Raw genomic sequence first — 17,947 nt, forward strand, 5'->3', positions numbered from 1 at the left:
TTGCCGAATCTTTATAGCATAACAAATTGTGGTAAAAATAGGAGACATAGAATTGCCAGACTTTCCTTTGTTGCTGGCGCCGATGGAAGATGTAAGTGATCCGCCTTTTCGTGCCTTGTGCAAGGAACAAGGTGCTGATGTAGTGTATACGGAATTTATTTCTTCGGAAGGATTGATTCGCGATGCTGCCAAAAGTACAATGAAGCTTGATATCTACGAAAAAGAACGCCCTGTAGGAATTCAAATATTTGGTGCAAACCTAGATTCGATGTTGAAATCGGTGGAGATTGTGGAAAAATCAGGTCCTGATATTATAGACATCAACTTTGGTTGCCCTGTAAAAAAAGTAGTAAGCAAAGGAGCAGGCGCAGGAATTCTAAAAGACATCGATTTGATGGTTTCCTTAACTGAAGCCATGGTAAAGCACACCAAATTACCCATAACCGTGAAAACGCGTTTGGGTTGGGATCACGATTCTATCAAAATTGTAGAAGTTGCCGAACGCTTGCAAGATGTTGGTTGCGCTTCTATTGCCATTCACGGTCGTACACGTGCGCAAATGTATAAAGGTGAAGCCGATTGGCGCCCGATTGCTGAGGTAAAAAACAATCCACGCATGCACATTCCAGTATTTGGAAATGGCGATGTGGATTCTCCAGAAAAAGCCATGTTAATGCGTGATGAATTTGGCTTGGATGGCGCTATGATTGGTCGTGCAAGTATTGGTTATCCGTGGTTTTTTAGAGAAGTAAAGCATTACTTTGAAACCGGAACACATAGGGCAAAACCAACGATGGAAGAACGCATAGAAGCCGCACGGCGTCATTTACAAATGTCTGTCGATTGGAAAGGAGAGCGTTTAGGTGTTTTTGAAACGCGTCGTCATTATGCCAATTATTTCAGAGGAATTCCACACTTTAAAGAATACCGTCAACGTTTAGTGACTACAGACGATTCTGCCGGTGTTTTCCAAGTATTGGATGAAGTTTATGAAAAGTTTGGCGATTATCAATTCGTGTAAGTCTCTAAGCTTTCTTACTTGCTGAATTCTTCAACGTAAAGAACGAAGTCTTACTTAACCCATACCGTCACTTCGAGTGAATTTGTGCAACAAATTTGTATCGAGAAGTACTATGAATCGAACTGTATCTTAGTACTTCTCGATACAGTTTTCTGTCGAAAACCATTCGAAGTGACGTAAAATAAACCAATCTGGAAAAGGAAAAAGTAAAGCGTGTCTAATCAATCTAAAAATCTAACAAAGCTTAAAACAAAAACCTTGAATCATTGAATTTTTAAATCATTGAATTGAGCGTAGCGAAAAATCTAAGAATTCGCAATAAACCCTTTTGTGATCCTTCTACTTGCCAAATAGGAAGCTAGAATGCCTAAAATGGTAATCGTTAAAAATACGGTAACGCAATTCATGAACTTGAACTCCACAGGATATGGCAAACTCGCCGTGATGTATATTAACTTGAATTTTATCTGCAAAAATACAGCAATCACGCCAAGTGTAATACCTAACAATCCACCCAACGTAGTAATAATTATACCTTGAAAAAAGAAAATACGTTTTATCTGTTTAATGGTGGTTCCCATGCTAAACAACGTTTTTAAATTGCCGCGCTTGTCTAAAATCATCATGACAATGGCTCCGACCACATTAAACAATGCAAGAATGAGTACTAAGGTGAAAATTAAGTAAATAGCGATGTTTTCGGTGTTCAACATTTTGTAAAGCGCATCGTTCAATTCAATACGACTTTTGGTAATCACTTCGTTGTTAAAAACCGTCGCAATTTTTTCTCGTACCACAGCTTCATCTGCTTCAGGAAGAATATCAAATTCAATATGCGTGACTTGGTCTATGTCTAATTCGAGTAATTCTTGCGCCAATTCCAAATTGGTAAATACAAACTGATCGTCCAAATCTTCATTGATGCGATAAATACCCGAAGTCAACACATTTACCTGCTCATACGGCGCCTTGGAGCTGCTTGTGATACTATTGGTACCAGGCTTCGGGACAATAATTTCCAGCAACCCTGTATAATCATTCGCGATAACGCCTAAAAGATTTGAAATTCCAATGCCAATCACCGCATCTTGATACTGATTCGGGTCTACCCATTTTCCAACATACATGATGCTGTCAACCGCATTTACACTTTTAAAATTGGCATCAACACCTTTTATCTTGGCGATGTGATGTTTGTTTTTAAAACTCAACACCACACGCTCTTCCACAATTTTTGAAAACGATACAATTTCTGGAATTTCTTCTAGTTCTTTTAGTTGCGCTGCGTTGACGCGAAAGGTTTTTCCCGTAGCGGCTTCAATCTTAATATCAGGATCAAAATCGTTGCTAAACGACAAACTAAAGGTTTTCAATCCTGCAAATCCAGAAAGGACAATGAACAAAGCCAACGCACCAATCACCACTACGACACTCGTAACAATGTTGATAATATTAATAGCGTTTTGCGAACTTTTAGACAGCAAATACCGCTTGGCTATGTACAATGGAAATTTCAACTACGATTTCTTTCTTTTGTCTAGTAAATCAGGGTCTTCAATAGGGTTTTCTTTGCCTTCTAATGACTTTTCAATGTTTTCAATGTATTCCAAAGAATCGTCTACAAAGAAAATTAAATTCGGCACTTTTCGAAGTTGATGACGCACGCGTTGTGCCAAATCGTGCTTAATTAATGGTGCGTTTGATTTAATTCCTTCCAATAATTCTTTCGATTTATCATGTGGAAAAATGCTCAAATATACTTTAGCAACTGAAAGGTCAACGGTTACATTTACTTTTGTCACTGAAATAATCACGTTCGTCAATCCGCCACTTCTTGCTGCACCTTGTAGAATGTCTACCAAATCTTTTTGGAGCACTCCTGCTATTTTTTTCTGTCTATTACTTTCTATATCACTCATAATTTGCAAAAATATAATAATAACGCCACAAAACGTTGACATTGCTGTGGAATTGCAATAACTTTACGTAATAATTGAGATTAAAACACTAGAAAGTACTCTTTAAAACAATTTTCTAGCTTTCAACACAATAGAATTGACAATCAAATTAAGAAAAAAATCGTGAACAAAATAGAACATATTGGAATTGCGGTAAAAGATATTGACGCGTCCAACGAATTATTTGCCAAGCTTTTTAACAAACAACATTATAAAATGGAAGAGGTGGAAAGCGAAGGTGTGAAAACCTCATTTTTCCAGTTGGGCGAAAGCAAAATAGAACTGTTGGAAGCTACGCGTGACGACAGTCCAATCGCGAAATTTATTGCCAAAAAAGGCGAAGGTGTACACCATATTGCGTTTGATGTAACGGACATTCACGCTGAGGTAGCGCGATTGAAAAAAGAAGGTTTTGTCGTATTGAACGAAACACCCAAAAAAGGAGCAGATAACAAGTTGGTGGTCTTTTTGCATCCAAAATCGACCAACGGCATGCTGATAGAGTTGTGTCAGGAAAGAATTTAATACAGATTAAATTTTTACGAAAGTAAAAAAAGTAGTAATATTGCATCCCGTTTTACGGTCCCATAGCTCAGTTGGTTAGAGCATCTGACTCATAATCAGAGGGTCACTGGTTCGAGCCCAGTTGGGACCACTTTTAAAACGACAAAACCTTTCAGTGTTTCTGGAGGGTTTTTTTCTGTCAGAAATTTTCTAGCGAGAAGTTTATACCGAGCATTGGTTGAGCGGGAAAATATATTTTTCTGCGAAAGCACCTTACACAGTAATTAGAGGTGAGCCCAGTCGCCGTATTGAGTTTACCGAAATATGGGACCACTTTTTAAAACGTTGAAAGCTTCTTGAGAAATTAAGAAGCTTTTTTTATTCAAAAAAAAGTCACAACAAAAAAACTCCACACATACATGCGGAGTTTTTACTATCTAAAATTTCAATTATTAATACCCTAAATTATAATAGTCATTGTAATAGGTATCAATCCATTCATACGGTTTATAGACACCATTTTCCAGTTTTTCTCTATATGGAATCATGGCTACCGTAGTTTGTACTTGCTCATCAATTTGAAATTCATCTCTTGAATTGTCATACGCTTCTTGGAAATACCCTCTGTTTCCAGTTGCCCAAAAGTGACTTCCATTCCATTTTCCTGAACCGTAATCGGCAGCTACATATCCTGAAAGCTCAAAAGGAGCTTCAATGGTATAACTCAACGTTTTACTTCTCGTTTGCGGGTGGAAAAATGCTCTACCATTGGCAGGAACATTATACGCGGTTGCACTTAAATTTTGAGTAAAAGTTTCGGTATTTCTTTCTGTTTTTGATCTAGTATATGCATAAGATACTTCAATAGAGGCAGAACCTTTGGCAAATATAACACCAGCTTCAAACTCTGATCCTAAAGTCGTACTTACCGTATGACTATTTTGAATTTCTACAAAATTTGAATAGGAATGACTTACTCCAGAAGAAGTAAGGTCTCTAGCTTGACTAGAACCGTTTGGCTTCATCTCAATATTTATTCCTGGAATTTTTGTCCATGAATTATACGAAGTATTGTTTACAAGATTGTCATAGGTACTGGCACTGATTCCATTAATTTTGAATCGATATTCAGCATCCCAACCATAAGTATCTACTGGGTTTTGTGGACTTCCTGTCCAAACCATGGCTACATCATTTACATATACACCATGAGGTTTTGTAGAACCAGATCCAATCACTGCGGCAAATCTGTCTTTTGCGAAATAAGGATTCTTATAATCAATTCCTGGTCCTGCTATATCATTAAATACATCAAATGTACTGTTGTTAATTTCTTTCCATGCAGTGTACGTATCATAGCTTGGCACTTGTGTACTTTTTGTACTAAATTCATTTTTATTAGCTTTTACATGAATCTGCATCATTTTTTTATTCTTACCAAAACGCTCTAAATTGTTTTCAATAAAGGCAATTCGGTCTTTTGCATTGAAAAAGTCTCTTACCAATTGCTCATCAATTTCTTTTCCATAATAGTCTTTATTATCGATGATAAATTGCGCTTTATCGGGTGCATTTTTATATCTTTCCGAAAAAGATAATCCTTCATCTAGCGATTGGGTTTCTTCCAATATAACTTCATCATTGGAAGTTTGGCAAGAGAAAATAAGTAGTAAAGTTGCTACGGTTAATAATAGTTTTTTAAAATTTCTTCCCAACATTGTGGGGACTGTGGTTTTCATAGTTTTTTAAATTTGTTTTAAAGGTTTATAATTATTTTCTTGGTCAATTATCGGTTTTAACTGTATATAGTATAAGTAATAATCTTACAAAAAACAAATAAAATGGTAAGAAATTTTAAAAAAAGTTTAATTTACCTACAAAAAAGGCTTTAGAAGGTGATTTTACAAGAAAACTAAGAAAACTGCTAGTTTTGTTACTGATTACAAGGTTTTTCTGTAAGTGTTACTGTTTGTAATTCGTTCCAAATGGGATGATTCCATTCTTTCGGAGAAAAACGAAACAATACCAACGATTTTTGCTTTTTCGGACAATAGAATTGTTGTACTGTACAATTCAACACCATGACATCTTTAGTATGAAATGAATTGTAGATTTGAAGCTTCCCAACAAATGACACATAATTCTCTTTGGCTTCTTTTTCTAAAAATAACGCGATGGTTTTCGGTAGTTTTTTGTCTTTATCCTTATTCACAACGCCCATCAATCCGTCAAAATAGTATTGCATGTCAATTTCTAGTTGTTGGGAAGTTAATAGTGCTTTCAAATCGATGTCCCAAACAAATACATAGCTCCAAAAACCATTTGTTCCTTGTTTTGACCAATCTTTCGAAAAGCGCAATTCTTCCTCACCAGCATAGGGAATTTGCGGCGCAAAATGTAAAGGCATGTGTATTTTTTCTTCCTGCCACGAATCGTCGGGAATTTGTAACAAATTTGGTTGTTGCGCTTGCGCGAATGCACACAGAGCAATCCACAAGAAAATAAAAAGTATGTTATTTTTCATGCGTATCAAGTTACAAACTAATAGTTACTTCAAAGCCAACCGCATCTGAAATTGCACTGTCTTTTAAAGCATTGTTATAATTAATTCCCCAACGCGTGCGGTCAATTTTAAATTTTGTCTTCATGGTTTGAGTTGCAAAATCGACTTCTGCTTGAAAATTTATCGATTGCGTAATTCCTTTTATAGTCATATCCGCTCTAGCTCGAAAATGTGTTGCATCCTTATATTCAACATTCGTAATGACCAACGTTGCTTTTGGAAAGCGTTTTACATCAAAAAAATCGGAGTCTTTTAAATGCTCCGTTAAATTTTCGTTTCCTGATTTGCTCATATCCGTTGCCTGAATGGTGTTGAGATCAATTACAAAACGTCCGCCTGAAATTTTATCGTCTGTTTTGATAAAATAGCCTTCCTGAAAATTGACAAATCCATAATGCCCGTTAAAATAAAAACTATAATCGCACGACCATTTAATGCTACTTTTTGATACATCAATAGGAAGTTGCTCTTGCGCGTTCATCTGTGCTATCGCGATAAAAGCGATAAAAACTAAAATTTTTTTCATCTGTTCGTTTTTTTAAATGTGATTACTTTTTGATTGTTTTCAATTGTGAAGTAAAACTAGCGTGGAGTCGTGGTGAAAAATGTCAAAAAAGTGTAAAAGAAGTGTCAACAGTTGTAAAAAGTCGCGAAATTGTCTGTTATTTACAGCCGTTATGAGTAAAAAGAGAATAATTATATACAGTTTTTTAGGAATTGTATTGTTGTGTATTTGGTTGATTTCTACTGCAAATTCACGACCGAAGCGATTTTCTGAAAAAGTAAAAGTTGCATTGCGCTATGCGGGCAACAAACTCTTACTATCTGAAAAAGACTCAACCTCGTTAATTTTGCCAATTAAAGAAATTGCGTCCGACACGTACGAACTCTCATTTCAAAATCAGCTAACTTTTGAACCAACCATCTTGGTGAAATGGTTGGAAGATAGTTTTCTAATTTCAAAATTACCTTCAGAATATATAGTAGAAGTGATACAGTGCAGTACCAAACAAGTTGCCTACAGCTTTTTAATGACCAAACACGAAGAAAGCACCATTATCCCGTGTTCGGGACGTTGGTTGCCCATGGATTGTTATACCATTCAATTGCGGTTTACGGGGAAAAGTAATATCGTGTTAACGATTTCCTTGCTATTGACTATGCTACTTTTGTTGTTTTTCATTGTGATGGAAATATTCTTTCGAAAGAAAAATAAAAACACTGCAACGCTTGAAGCAAAAGATGAAGCAAATAACAAGTTTGCAACCATTGGAATTTTTGATTTTTATCCGACACAAAATAAATTAGTCAAACAAGCGGTGGAAATTAATCTCTCAAAGAAAGAATGTGAATTACTTCAAATATTTGCAGACAATCTCAATCAGGTAGTCACGCGCGATGAATTGACCAAAAAAGTATGGGAAGATAATGGCGTAATTGTCGGCAGAAGTTTAGACACCTACATTTCCAAACTCCGCAAAAAACTTAAAGATGACGAACGTATTAAAATCACCAATGTACATGGAGTAGGATATAAGCTGGAGTTAGACAGCTAGACTTGTTCCCGCGTAGGTGGAAACCTCTTAGACATTTAGACTCTTTTGCTACGCAAAACTTTTAGATTGTTAGGAATTTTCTTTTATGAAACTAAATGTTAAGTTGAACTTTTACATTGAGTTTATCGAAGTGTGATTCAACTTCACATAGATTCCTATCTTCGTAGGAATGACAAAAAACGAAAAACAAAAAAATACAACATTCAGCATCCAACATTTAAAATTAAAAGAGAAAAAGTCTAACAGCGAAGCGGTCTAACATCTAAAGGCGAGCCGTGTCCAAGAGCGATAGCGAAGCAATCCAATACCTAATACCCAAAACCTAATACCCAAAACCTAACACCTAAAACTTAACATTCAACAAATCGCCACTCAATTGCAATACGACCAATTCCGCCAATTTTGCATTGTATTTTGCTTGATTTCGGCTGAGTTCCGCGTTTAATAAATTTAATTGTGCTTGTCGGAATTCGATAGAATTTACTTGTCCAATTTTAAACTTCTCTTGCGTACGGTTGAAGTTATTTTCGGCAGTTTTGATGTTTTCTTCTTGTAATTGGTAAATCAACACTTTGTTTTGATAATCGTCCCAAGCATTGTTAAAATTGCGTTCCAAATCGATTAAAATTTGCTCTCTTTGCAATTGCTGCGTTTCTAGTGTAATTTTTGCGTTTTTAACACGTGTAATGGTTGTTCCGCCATCAAACAAATTCCAAGTCAAACTTACGCCTGCAGACAATCCTGTGTTGGTAGAAACTGCCACAAATGATGCCGCATTGTTATTATTTCGATTCCAACCATAACTTCCTGTCAATCCAACCGTTGGTAAATATTGCGAACGATTCGACTTTACATCCAACGTACTGATATTGATGTTTCTATCTGCTTGCAACAACGATACATTATTTGCTTTCGTCTTGGTCCACAATTCGTCTTTATTCAAATCAAACAGAAAAGAAATATTCGTATCTACGTTAAAATCGCCTGCTACTTTATTACCCATAATTACGTTTAAATCGCGTTTGGCGTTGATGAGTTGCTGTTGTGTATTGACAATACTAATGCTATCATTATTGATATCCACTTCCGCATTTAAGACATCCAATTTCGTATTTTGACCATATTCAAACTGATATTCCGAACGCGTTAAGCGATCTTTCGAAATTTGAAATGTTTCTTTGATGGCATTTGTATTTTCTTCAAGTTGCGCCACCGAATAATACACCGAAAACAATTGCAACATGGTATTTTCAATCGTTTCACGTGCTTCCAATTCTGACAATTGGTATTGTTCTTTGAGTCTTCTATAATTGTACAATCTACCCAAACCATCAAACAAAGTATAATTTAGGTTGATAGTAGCATTGTAACGCGAACTTTCCGCTCCGTTCAATACAGTAGAGTTTCCATTGGAAAATTCGGCTTCGGTATTGTCTAAATTGTACGTTGCTCCCGCATTTCCTGTCAATGTTGGTAAATAGCCAGAATTTAAAACGCTTGTATTATTTTCAGCAACTTCTACATTATTATTGGCAATTTGAATTCCGTAATTATGTTCCAATGTCAATTGAACCGCTTTATCAGGCGAAAGCAGTTCTTGTGCATTCAAATACATGCCTAAAAAAACCAACGTAGCGGTGATATAAATGTTACGATTCATCTGCTTGATTTTGATGTTGTGAAGTGTTTTCTGAGGTTTCTGCTGCTTCCACGGCGTCAATGTCAATAGCGCCATTGCCTAAGGCTTCATCTTCGTCATGCTCGAGCAATTCAGCACCTTCTTTTTGTTCTTTAATAGCGCGTTCTACTTCTTCTTTGGTAACAGTTCCACCAAATGCTAACCATTTTAATTGTCTTTTGATATTGTTGCTAAATGCTAAAAATAACGGCAATACTAATAAAGTTAAAATGGTGGCATACCCAATTCCAAACGAAATAGAAATTGCCATTGGTTTTAAGAATTGCGCTTGTCTGCTTTTTTCTAATAGTAATGGTGCTAATCCTGCAATGGTGGTTAATGAGGTTAAGAAAATAGCTCTAAAACGTGATTTTCCAGCTTCTGTTAGCGCGAGGTCGAACTTCATCCCTTCTTTTAGATTGCTATTGAATTTTCCAATCAAGACGAGTCCGTCGTTGACCATAATTCCAATCAACGCAATAATTCCTAACAACGATAATACATTTACAGGAAAATTGAGCAACCAATGTCCCCAAGCCACCGCAGTTAAACTAAATGGAATCAATAAGATTAATAATATCGGCTGACTGTAACTTCTAAACGTAAACGCAATTGCGATATAAATTAGGATTAAGATAGGAATTCCCGCTTTTGCCAACGAATTGTTGAGTTTGGTTGCTTCTCGATTTTGTCCTTCAAAAGAAGCAGAAATTGTCGGATATTTTGATTGCAATTCTGGAATTGTATTATTTCTGATGTCATCTAAAATATCGGTAGCGCTTTCACTCGGATTTTTTAAATCGGCAGAAATACGAATTTCACGTTGTCCTTCCAAATGATTGATGGCAACTTCTCCACGTTGTATGGTATACGTAGCAATATCCTTCAGTGTTACACGTTCGCCAGTTGGCGTTACAATACGCATATCGTCCAAATCGTTGATAGATGCTCGGTTGCTTCTGTCGTACCGAACCCACACTTTTATTTCGTCTTGTCCACGCTGAAAACGTTGTGCTTGTGCGCCGAAGAATCCAGCTCTTACTTGCGACATGACGGTTCGTAAGTCCAAACCAAGTAAATAGGCACTTTCTTTAAGTTGCAAACGAATTTCTTTGATGCCGGCTGGATCGTTGTCTTCAATATCTTTTAACAGTGGATTTTTTTCTAAAACATCTTTGAGTTCTTTTTTGGCGGCTTTGAGTTCTTCAATATTATTCCCCAAAAGCGCCACAGAAACAGGACTTCCACCAAAGTTTCCGCCCGAACCAAAAATCAAACGTTCCGTACCGATGACAGGACCGACGGTATCGCGCAATTTGTTGGCGACTAGCTGCGAATTGATGGCATCTGGACGTTCTTCTCCAGGCAACATATTGATGATAAGTTCAGCGCTAGAACTACTTTTAATGTTTAAAATGGTGTTTTCAAACAGCTTTTTGTCCGTTCCTTTTAAATATTTCTCTGAGAAGTATTCATTGACGAGAAACGACTTTTCTTCAATCATGGAAATGATAGAATCGGTAATTTTTTCGTTGGTTCCGTTTGGCATGTCCAATTCTACAGAAACACGGTCACTAGCGATTCTAGGGAAAATAGTCACTCCAATAATTCCGCCACCTATTGCGCCAAAGGTAAGTACCAACAACGCAATAAAAACACCTAATGAAAATAGCTTGGCGCGCAATACAAAACGAAGTGTAGGCGCGTACAATTTGTCGCGTAAAAAGCTCATAATGCGATCGCCAAAGGTGTTGATAGCGCGCATTTTGGAGAAAAACTGTTTTATTTTAGATGGATTCTCTTCTTTTTCTTGTTTACGCAAGGCTTTGGAATGTGCCAAATGCGCAGGTAGAATAATCAAGGCTTCTATAAGCGAAATGACCAAAGTGAGAATTACAATGACGGAAACTTCGCTGAAAAATTCTCCAATTCTACTATCTAAAAAGAGGAACAACGAAAAGGCTAATAAGGTAGTTACAATGGCAGAAACTACTGGTGGAATTACTTCCATAGTTCCATCAATTGCAGCTTTTATCGGCGATTTTCCTTTTTCGTAATGTTGATAGATATTTTCGGCAATTACAATTCCGTCATCTACCAAAATACCAATCACGATAATCATCCCGAAAAGGGACAACACGTTAATCGTTACGTCAAATTGACCTGCAAAGATGAACATTCCCAAAAAGGAAATTGGCAATCCGAAAGCTACCCAAAAGGCAAGTCGTGTATTTAAAAAGATAGATAGAAAAACCAATACCAACAACATTCCGATAACAGCGTTTTCTACTAGTAAATCCGTTCGTTGGTTGAGCGTTATGGATAAATCACGCACGACATCTAAACGAACATTGTCGTATTTTTGATTGTATTCTTCAATATATTCTTTCACTTTATCCGCCGAGCCAATCAAATCTTCATTGTTGGTACTCGTGATGGAAATATTAACCGATAGCTTTTGATTGAAATACGAAGCATTTGGCGTTTCCGAAAAACGGTCGCGAATAATCGCTACATCTTTGAGTCGAACTGTCGTTCCATTTGGAAGCGCTTTTACAGGAATATTTGACAATTCATCTCCATAATACGAGCGATTGTTGGCACGAATTAAATATTCTTCCACATCTGTTTTGATGTTTCCACCTGTCACCAAAATATTGGCAGTACTTACGGCTTGCGCTACGTCGGTAAAGGTTAAATTGTACGCAAGCAGACTATTTTCATTAACCGCAATTTCAATTTCTTCGGCAGGATATCCTGAGATATTTACTTGCGAAATTCCGTCAATACCACGCAAATCGTTTTCAATAGCGCGTCCAATTTGTTTGAGCGTTGCCAGCGGAATATTATCGCCGCTTACTGCAAAAGAGATAGTTTCTCGTACAGCTTCTTGCTTGGCGACAATTAGTGGTTCCATGCCTGTTGGAAAGGACGGCACACGGTCTACCGCGTTTTTTACTTCCAATAGCATGAAGTCTATATTTTCTCCTTTTTCAATTTCAACCGTAATGGTTCCGCTGTTTTCACGAGAAGTTGAGGTCACACGGTCAATTCCTTTCAATCCTTTTAAATTATCTTCAATCTGAAGTACAATTCCTTCTTCAATTTCTTGTGGAGACGCTCCAGGATAGGTAATGTTGATATTAATTATTTTAGAATCGACCAGCGGGAAAAAGGACGACTTTAAAGACATAATTCCCAAAGTACCAAAAGCAAAAAAGGCAATGATAAACACATTGACAGCTACGTGATAGCGAATAAAATAGGCGATTAGTTTTCTCATGTCCTATTTTTTAGTGTTTAATGAATCTTTTGCAGAAGTCTCTTTTTTGTCTTCTTTATCCTCTGTTCCAAAAGCTTTTACCGCCATTCCTGCATACGCTCCAGGAACAGGCTTGGAAAGAATAATGGTACCATCAGGAATGTTTTTCAACACGACTTTTTTGTCTGAAAAATACACGGGCTTAACGTCGATAAGGTCTAAGATACTGTCTCTAACTACAAAAATCTCCTCACTTTCCAATAATAAGTTTCGACTGATTTCAATGGCGTTTTCTTCGTTTTTTGCATTCAGTTGTGCTTCCAAATACATGCCTTCTTTAAGTCTATTATCTTTTACTTCAATATAGGCTGTAATGGTTTGTGTGGTAGGATCAATACTTCCGTTGACACGAGAAACGGTTCCTGAGAATGCTTCTGTATTTTCAAGATTGTTCAGCGTTACTTTTTCGCCTACTTTTAGTAGTGTAGCATAGGTTTTGCTGAGCGCGACTTCCATTTCGTAGACAGAATCGTCAATAAATTCTCCTAATTTTTGTCCATTTCGAACCAGCGAACCTTCTGTGACCAATGCTTCCGTCAAAATACCTGAAAACGGCGCTTGAATGGTATATTTTACCAAACGCTGTTCTTGATTTTTAACATTGTAATAGCTAGAAACAATACCACGACCTGTAATGAAGTATTTTTCTTTTTCGGTAGTCATTTCTGGTAATGTTGGTATCGTTTTGTTAATATCAAAACGGTTTAAATAATTTTGCCATTTTGGATATATTTCTGGAAAATCCAATCGTAAATCGGGCATAATTGCAGCAATGGAATTGTACAAATTACTTTTGGCAGCTTGTACACTAGCGCGGTATTCGGCAGCATCAATACGAATTAGAGTTTCTCCTTGACGGTATTTTTGTCCAGGTCTGAAAAGTTTGTTGCTTCCTCTAAAAATGCCTTGTACTTCTGCGTACAATTCTACGCGTCTTTTGGCGACTAAATTTCCATTGGCGGGAACCACAATTGGAATTGTTGTGTTGGTAATAGTGTCTGTGTAGACGGTTTTTACAACTTTTTTAGGAACAGGTTTAGGTCGTTTTTTGTCGGCAATCAATTTTTGAGCATACAAAAATGCGCCAACTATAAATAACAATCCTACTATCGAAAGGATTACTTTTCGCATCTGATGGGAATATTTTAGATGGTTAGACTGCAAATTTATCTATAACTTATGTCTAACTTTCTTAAAAAAAACTTAATTAATGAAAAAACAAATACAAAATGTATTTTTGTCAGCAAAACAGTTGAAAAATGGGGAAAGATTTTTATATTTCGTTCATGGAAAAATCCTAAATTAAGAAAATTACGTATATGAAATTGAAGAAAAAGACGCTTTCGACGAAATTTTATGTTATTTCATGGATAAATTTGCAATGATATAACATAAAATGTTTTGTCAAACCCCATAATTTTATACTTTTACACCGTTATGGCAAAATTAAACCTAAAGTCCCTGTTGTGTTTTGTTATACTAGCAGTTGCTTTTGTGACAGTAACACACGCCCAAATCGTACCGCCGCCGCCAGGACCACCACCACCACCGGGTTTCCCGATTGATGCAGGTCTTGTAGGTGTACTAGCTGCTGGAGTTTTGTATGGTATACGGAAAAAGTTGAAAAATTAACTACTTCGTCAGCCCCTGAAGTCTTGCAACATATTTCCCTATAACATCAAATTCCAAATTTACAATGGAGCCAACTTTCAAATATTGAAAAGTCGTATGGCTATACGTATATGGAATGATAGCTACTGAAAACGTATTTCTTCCCGAATTTACTACTGTCAAACTTGTACCATTTACGGTAATAGAGCCTTTTTCAATGGTAATGTTATTTAGTGAAGCATCATATTCAAACGAATAATACCAACTGCCATCGCTTTCTTCTACAGAAGTACACGTTGCAATTTGGTCTACATGTCCTTGAACAATATGTCCGTCTAAACGATCGCCGAGTTTCATAGCACGTTCCAAATTGACACGATTACCTACTTGCCAAGTTCCTAAATTCGTTTTTTCAAGTGTTTCTTGAATGGCGGTTACGATGTATGTGTTTTCATCGAGATTTCTATCGACAACAGTCAAGCAAACTCCGTTGTGTGCTACGCTTTGGTCAATCTTCAATTCGTGCGTCAAACTGCTTTGAACCGTTATGTGTAGGTTTTCTTTTTCGCGTTCTAATTGTGTAATGATACCTAATTCTTCAATAATCCCTGTAAACATCGTATTAATTTCGTTAAATTTGCAGGTAAAATTAAGAAATAAAAGTCTGAATCACATACATGAAGAAAGAGGAAAAAATAAAAGTAGGGATTTCGGTTGGTGACTTAAACGGTATTGGAACAGAAGTTATTTTAAAGACCTTTCAAGACAATAGGATGCTCGAATTGTGTACGCCTGTTATTTTTGGCTCTACAAAAATTCTATCATTTCAAAAAAAGCAGTTCAACATACAAGCCAATTTTCATGGTGTTTCAAGTGCTGAAAACGCGCAGCATGGAAAAATAAATGTCGTAAATATTACCAAAGACCCAATTACGATTGAATATGGAAAGCCCACAGAAGAAGCTGGGAAGTTTGCAATAGAATCGTTTGTAGAAGCTACGAAGGCTTTAAAGGAAGGCACGATTGATATTTTGGTCACAGCTCCTATCAATAAACACAATGTACAGTCGGAAGAGTTTACCTTTCCTGGACATACCGATTATTTAGGGCAAACCTTAGAAGGTGATAGTTTAATGTTGATGGTAAGCAATACGCTTCGTGTTGGGTTGTTAACCGATCATGTTGCGGTAAAAGATGTATCGGCAGCCATTACACCTGAATTGATTGAGAAGAAGGTAAACGTTATCTACAAAACACTACAACAGGATTTCGGCATCAGCAAACCAAAAATTGCCGTGTTAGGCATTAATCCACATGTAGGAGACAACGGTGTCATTGGTATAGAAGACGATGAGGTGTTAAAACCAACCTTAGAAAAAATAAAAAAAGAAGGAAAGTTGGTATTTGGGCCGTATGCGGCTGATAGTTTCTTTGCATCGAGCAATTATAAAAACTTTGATGCTATTTTGGCAGCCTATCACGACCAAGGGTTGATTCCGTTTAAAACATTGTCGTTTGGGCAAGGTGTTAACTTTACGGCAGGACTCAATAGAGTGCGTACATCGCCCGATCATGGAACAGCATACGAAATTGCTGGAAAAAATCAAGCAGATCACAATTCGTTCAAAGAAGCAGTATTCACTGGAATACAGATTTTTAGAAGTCGAAAACTGTATAAAAAACTCGCTAAAAACCCTTTAAAAAAGCAGCCAAGCAAGATATAAACAAAAAAATGTTGACAACTTTACGTTGCTATAAAAAAATTTATATCTTTGCACGCTCGAAACTGATGTTTAAGATGATGGTACTAAAGGACTTTACAATTCCTTTTATAGGATTAAAAGAAGGAAAACACCAGTTTGATTATCAAATTGATAATACGTTCTTTGAACTTTTTGATTTTGATGAATTTAATAATGCCGCTGTAGGTGTTGTATTAGACTTTCACAAAAAAACTACCATGCTAGAGCTTTCATTCAAAGCTACAGGTACGGTAAATGTAAATTGTGATGTAACGAATGAACCTTACGAGCAGCCTATTGAAGGAAACCTAAACTTAATTGTAAAGTTTGGACATGAATACAACGATGAAAATGAAGAAATTTTGATTGTTCCTCATGGCGAATATGAAATTAACGTTGCGCAGTACATCTATGAAATGATTGTGTTGGCAGTTCCTTCCAAACGAATTCATCCTGGTATTGCAGATGGCACATTGCAATCTGAAATACTCGAAAAGCTAGAAGAATTACAACCTGGTACAGAAAAAAAAGAAACTGAAGAGGATATTGATCCTCGTTGGAATACATTAAAAAAACTATTAACGGATAATAAATAATATAGAAAATGGCACATCCTAAGAGAAAAATCTCGAAAACAAGAAGAGATAAGAGAAGAACTCACTATAAAGCTACTGCTCCTCAAATTGCTACGTGCCCAACGACTGGTGAAGCACACTTATACCACAGAGCACACTGGCACGAAGGTAAATTGTATTACAGAGGAAAAGTATTGATTGACAATACAACAGAAGAAAACTTAGCATAACACACACATGTTTCGTCATAAAAGCTCTCACTTTCGTGAGAGTTTTTTATTTGCTCGTTTTTTTGTTAAAATTGTAAAAACGACATATTTTGCCGTGATTATCGGAGAATTTTAGTAATTTCGTTTAATTTTTAATGAATTTTTGTTAAAAATCAACAAAACCAACGTTAAGGTATGACCAAAATTACAGCAGCAATAACCGCTGTAGGAGCCTATGTTCCTGATTATGTATTGACCAACAAGATACTTGAAACAATGGTTGATACAAATGACGAGTGGATTACGACTCGAACAGGTATCAAAGAACGCAGAATTCTTAAAAAAGAAGGCGCGGGATCTTCATATATGGCAATCAAAGCCGCACAAGACCTTATAGCAAAGAAAAACCTAGATCCAAAAGAAATAGACATGGTCATTGTAGCCACTGCTACGCCAGACATGCCTGTTGCTTCTACTGCTGTATACACAGCTACTGAAATTGGTGCTACCAATGCGTTTGCGTTCGATTTGCAAGCAGCGTGTTCTAGTTTTTTATACGGAATGTCTACGGCAGCTAGCTATGTGCAATCTGGACGCTATAAAAAAGTATTGTTAATTGGTTCTGATAAGATGTCTTCTATTATTGATTATGAAGACAGAGCTACGTGTATCATTTTTGGTGATGGCGCAGGCGCTGTTTTATTTGAACCCAATGAAGAAGGACTAGGATTGCAAGATGAATACTTACGAAGTGACGGTATTGGTCGTGAATTCCTAAAAATTGATGCTGGTGGCTCTATATTGCCAGCTTCTGAAGAAACTGTAAAAAACAAACAACATACCGTTTTTCAAGACGGAAAAACCGTTTTCAAATTCGCAGTATCCAATATGGCAGATGTGAGTGCCAAAATCATGGAAGATAATAATCTGACGAATGAAGACGTACAATGGTTGGTTCCTCACCAAGCCAATAAACGTATCATTGATGCCACTGCAAGGCGTATGGGCGTAGATGAAAGTAAAGTGATGATGAACATTCAACGCTACGGAAATACTACTTCTGGAACGTTGCCACTCTGTTTGCATGACTATGAAAAACAACTCAAAAAAGGAGATAACCTCATATTTGCTGCATTTGGTGGCGGATTTACTTGGGGCGCTATTTACCTTAAATGGGCATATAATTCTAACTAGAAACGACTAAAACC

Annotated in this window: 17 protein-coding genes and 1 tRNA gene; 9 read left to right on the forward strand and 9 right to left on the reverse strand. The window is 36.7% G+C overall.

Annotated elements, in window-relative coordinates; translation table 11 throughout:
* Nucleotides 1-28: 28 nt before the first annotated feature.
* On the forward strand, nt 29-1,021 hold the full coding sequence (gene dusB, locus C8N46_RS13635; RefSeq protein WP_108115462.1) for a tRNA dihydrouridine synthase DusB: 993 nt from the start codon (nt 29-31) through the stop codon (nt 1,019-1,021).
* Between the two features lie 305 nt (nt 1,022-1,326).
* Here dusB and C8N46_RS13640 read toward each other — a convergent pair whose 3' ends face one another.
* Together C8N46_RS13640 and rbfA are read right to left on the reverse strand one after the other, a co-directional pair.
* Complete coding sequence (locus C8N46_RS13640) at nt 1,327-2,538, reverse strand: ABC transporter permease (protein ID WP_108115463.1); 1,212 nt, start codon at nt 2,536-2,538, stop codon at nt 1,327-1,329.
* Complete coding sequence (gene rbfA / locus C8N46_RS13645; RefSeq protein ID WP_108115617.1) at nt 2,539-2,931, reverse strand: 30S ribosome-binding factor RbfA; 393 nt, start codon at nt 2,929-2,931, stop codon at nt 2,539-2,541.
* A gap of 171 nt (nt 2,932-3,102) precedes the next feature.
* Here rbfA and mce point away from each other — a divergent pair, with 171 nt between their 5' ends.
* Together mce and C8N46_RS13655 are read left to right on the forward strand one after the other, a co-directional pair.
* Nucleotides 3,103-3,504 (forward strand): methylmalonyl-CoA epimerase, encoded by a 402-nt coding sequence (gene mce, locus C8N46_RS13650; RefSeq protein WP_108115464.1) that lies wholly within the window; start codon nt 3,103-3,105, stop codon nt 3,502-3,504.
* A 56-nt stretch (nt 3,505-3,560) separates the two neighbouring features.
* Nucleotides 3,561-3,634, forward strand: a tRNA-Ile gene (locus tag C8N46_RS13655).
* A 301-nt stretch (nt 3,635-3,935) separates the two neighbouring features.
* Here C8N46_RS13655 and C8N46_RS13660 read toward each other — a convergent pair.
* From C8N46_RS13660 to C8N46_RS13670, 3 genes are all read right to left on the reverse strand, one after another.
* On the reverse strand, nt 3,936-5,222 hold the full coding sequence (locus C8N46_RS13660) for a hypothetical protein (RefSeq protein ID WP_146169824.1): 1,287 nt from the start codon (nt 5,220-5,222) through the stop codon (nt 3,936-3,938).
* A 194-nt stretch (nt 5,223-5,416) separates the two neighbouring features.
* A complete protein-coding gene (locus C8N46_RS13665; protein ID WP_108115466.1) occupies nt 5,417-6,007 on the reverse strand; it encodes a hypothetical protein in 591 nt (196 codons plus the stop codon).
* A 10-nt stretch (nt 6,008-6,017) separates the two neighbouring features.
* Entirely contained in the window at nt 6,018-6,572 is a 555-nt protein-coding gene (locus tag C8N46_RS13670) for a YceI family protein (protein WP_108115467.1), read from the reverse strand.
* Nucleotides 6,573-6,723: 151 nt separating this feature from the next.
* Here C8N46_RS13670 and C8N46_RS13675 point away from each other — a divergent pair, with 151 nt between their 5' ends.
* Nucleotides 6,724-7,602, forward strand: a complete 879-nt coding sequence (locus tag C8N46_RS13675) for a winged helix-turn-helix domain-containing protein (protein ID WP_245896860.1) — start codon at nt 6,724-6,726, stop codon at nt 7,600-7,602.
* A 343-nt stretch (nt 7,603-7,945) separates the two neighbouring features.
* Here C8N46_RS13675 and C8N46_RS13680 read toward each other — a convergent pair whose 3' ends face one another.
* Genes C8N46_RS13680 through C8N46_RS13690 form a run of 3 tightly spaced genes read right to left on the reverse strand, consistent with a single transcriptional unit; the run spans nt 7,946 to nt 13,733 of the window.
* Complete coding sequence (locus C8N46_RS13680; RefSeq protein ID WP_108115468.1) at nt 7,946-9,262, reverse strand: TolC family protein; 1,317 nt, start codon at nt 9,260-9,262, stop codon at nt 7,946-7,948.
* On the reverse strand, nt 9,252-12,563 hold the full coding sequence (locus tag C8N46_RS13685; protein WP_108115469.1) for an efflux RND transporter permease subunit: 3,312 nt from the start codon (nt 12,561-12,563) through the stop codon (nt 9,252-9,254). The genes C8N46_RS13680 and C8N46_RS13685 overlap by 11 nt, the downstream gene beginning before the upstream one ends.
* 3 nt (nt 12,564-12,566) lie before the next feature.
* Entirely contained in the window at nt 12,567-13,733 is a 1,167-nt protein-coding gene (locus C8N46_RS13690; RefSeq protein ID WP_108115470.1) for an efflux RND transporter periplasmic adaptor subunit, read from the reverse strand.
* Nucleotides 13,734-14,096: 363 nt separating this feature from the next.
* On the opposite strand from C8N46_RS13690, the gene C8N46_RS13695 reads away from it, so the two are divergent.
* Nucleotides 14,097-14,234, forward strand: a complete 138-nt coding sequence (locus tag C8N46_RS13695) for a PID-CTERM protein-sorting domain-containing protein (protein ID WP_245896862.1) — start codon at nt 14,097-14,099, stop codon at nt 14,232-14,234.
* Here C8N46_RS13695 and C8N46_RS13700 read toward each other — a convergent pair whose 3' ends face one another.
* Nucleotides 14,235-14,831, reverse strand: a complete 597-nt coding sequence (locus tag C8N46_RS13700) for a riboflavin synthase (protein WP_108115472.1) — start codon at nt 14,829-14,831, stop codon at nt 14,235-14,237.
* A 59-nt stretch (nt 14,832-14,890) separates the two neighbouring features.
* Here C8N46_RS13700 and pdxA point away from each other — a divergent pair, with 59 nt between their 5' ends.
* The 4 genes from pdxA to C8N46_RS13720 all read left to right on the forward strand — a co-directional run bounded on the left by pdxA (nt 14,891) and on the right by C8N46_RS13720 (nt 17,933).
* Nucleotides 14,891-15,937 carry a 4-hydroxythreonine-4-phosphate dehydrogenase PdxA gene (gene pdxA, locus C8N46_RS13705; protein ID WP_108115473.1) on the forward strand — a complete coding sequence of 349 codons (1,047 nt, stop codon included), beginning with the start codon at nt 14,891-14,893 and terminating at the stop codon, nt 15,935-15,937.
* A gap of 74 nt (nt 15,938-16,011) precedes the next feature.
* On the forward strand, nt 16,012-16,551 hold the full coding sequence (locus C8N46_RS13710; protein ID WP_170110087.1) for a YceD family protein: 540 nt from the start codon (nt 16,012-16,014) through the stop codon (nt 16,549-16,551).
* A gap of 8 nt (nt 16,552-16,559) precedes the next feature.
* Nucleotides 16,560-16,760 carry a 50S ribosomal protein L32 gene (gene rpmF, locus C8N46_RS13715; protein ID WP_108115474.1) on the forward strand — a complete coding sequence of 67 codons (201 nt, stop codon included), beginning with the start codon at nt 16,560-16,562 and terminating at the stop codon, nt 16,758-16,760.
* Between the two features lie 174 nt (nt 16,761-16,934).
* A complete protein-coding gene (locus tag C8N46_RS13720; RefSeq protein WP_108115475.1) occupies nt 16,935-17,933 on the forward strand; it encodes a beta-ketoacyl-ACP synthase III in 999 nt (332 codons plus the stop codon).
* Nucleotides 17,934-17,947: the final 14 nt, after the last annotated feature.

The organism is Kordia periserrulae (assembly GCF_003054265.1).
Lineage (GTDB): Bacteria > Bacteroidota > Bacteroidia > Flavobacteriales > Flavobacteriaceae > Kordia > Kordia periserrulae.

Coding starts and splice junctions, on each gene's coding strand:
- C8N46_RS13660 (WP_146169824.1), bottom strand. CDS start 5,222: ATGAAAACCACAGTCCCCACAATGTTGGGAAGAAATTTTAAAAAACTA.
- C8N46_RS13665 (WP_108115466.1), bottom strand. CDS start 6,007: ATGAAAAATAACATACTTTTTATTTTCTTGTGGATTGCTCTGTGTGCA.
- C8N46_RS13670 (WP_108115467.1), bottom strand. CDS start 6,572: ATGAAAAAAATTTTAGTTTTTATCGCTTTTATCGCGATAGCACAGATG.
- C8N46_RS13675 (WP_245896860.1), top strand. CDS start 6,724: ATGAGTAAAAAGAGAATAATTATATACAGTTTTTTAGGAATTGTATTG.
- C8N46_RS13680 (WP_108115468.1), bottom strand. CDS start 9,262: ATGAATCGTAACATTTATATCACCGCTACGTTGGTTTTTTTAGGCATG.
- C8N46_RS13685 (WP_108115469.1), bottom strand. CDS start 12,563: ATGAGAAAACTAATCGCCTATTTTATTCGCTATCACGTAGCTGTCAAT.
- C8N46_RS13690 (WP_108115470.1), bottom strand. CDS start 13,733: ATGCGAAAAGTAATCCTTTCGATAGTAGGATTGTTATTTATAGTTGGC.
- C8N46_RS13700 (WP_108115472.1), bottom strand. CDS start 14,831: ATGTTTACAGGGATTATTGAAGAATTAGGTATCATTACACAATTAGAA.
- pdxA (WP_108115473.1), top strand. CDS start 14,891: ATGAAGAAAGAGGAAAAAATAAAAGTAGGGATTTCGGTTGGTGACTTA.
- C8N46_RS13710 (WP_170110087.1), top strand. CDS start 16,012: ATGATGGTACTAAAGGACTTTACAATTCCTTTTATAGGATTAAAAGAA.
- rpmF (WP_108115474.1), top strand. CDS start 16,560: ATGGCACATCCTAAGAGAAAAATCTCGAAAACAAGAAGAGATAAGAGA.
- C8N46_RS13720 (WP_108115475.1), top strand. CDS start 16,935: ATGACCAAAATTACAGCAGCAATAACCGCTGTAGGAGCCTATGTTCCT.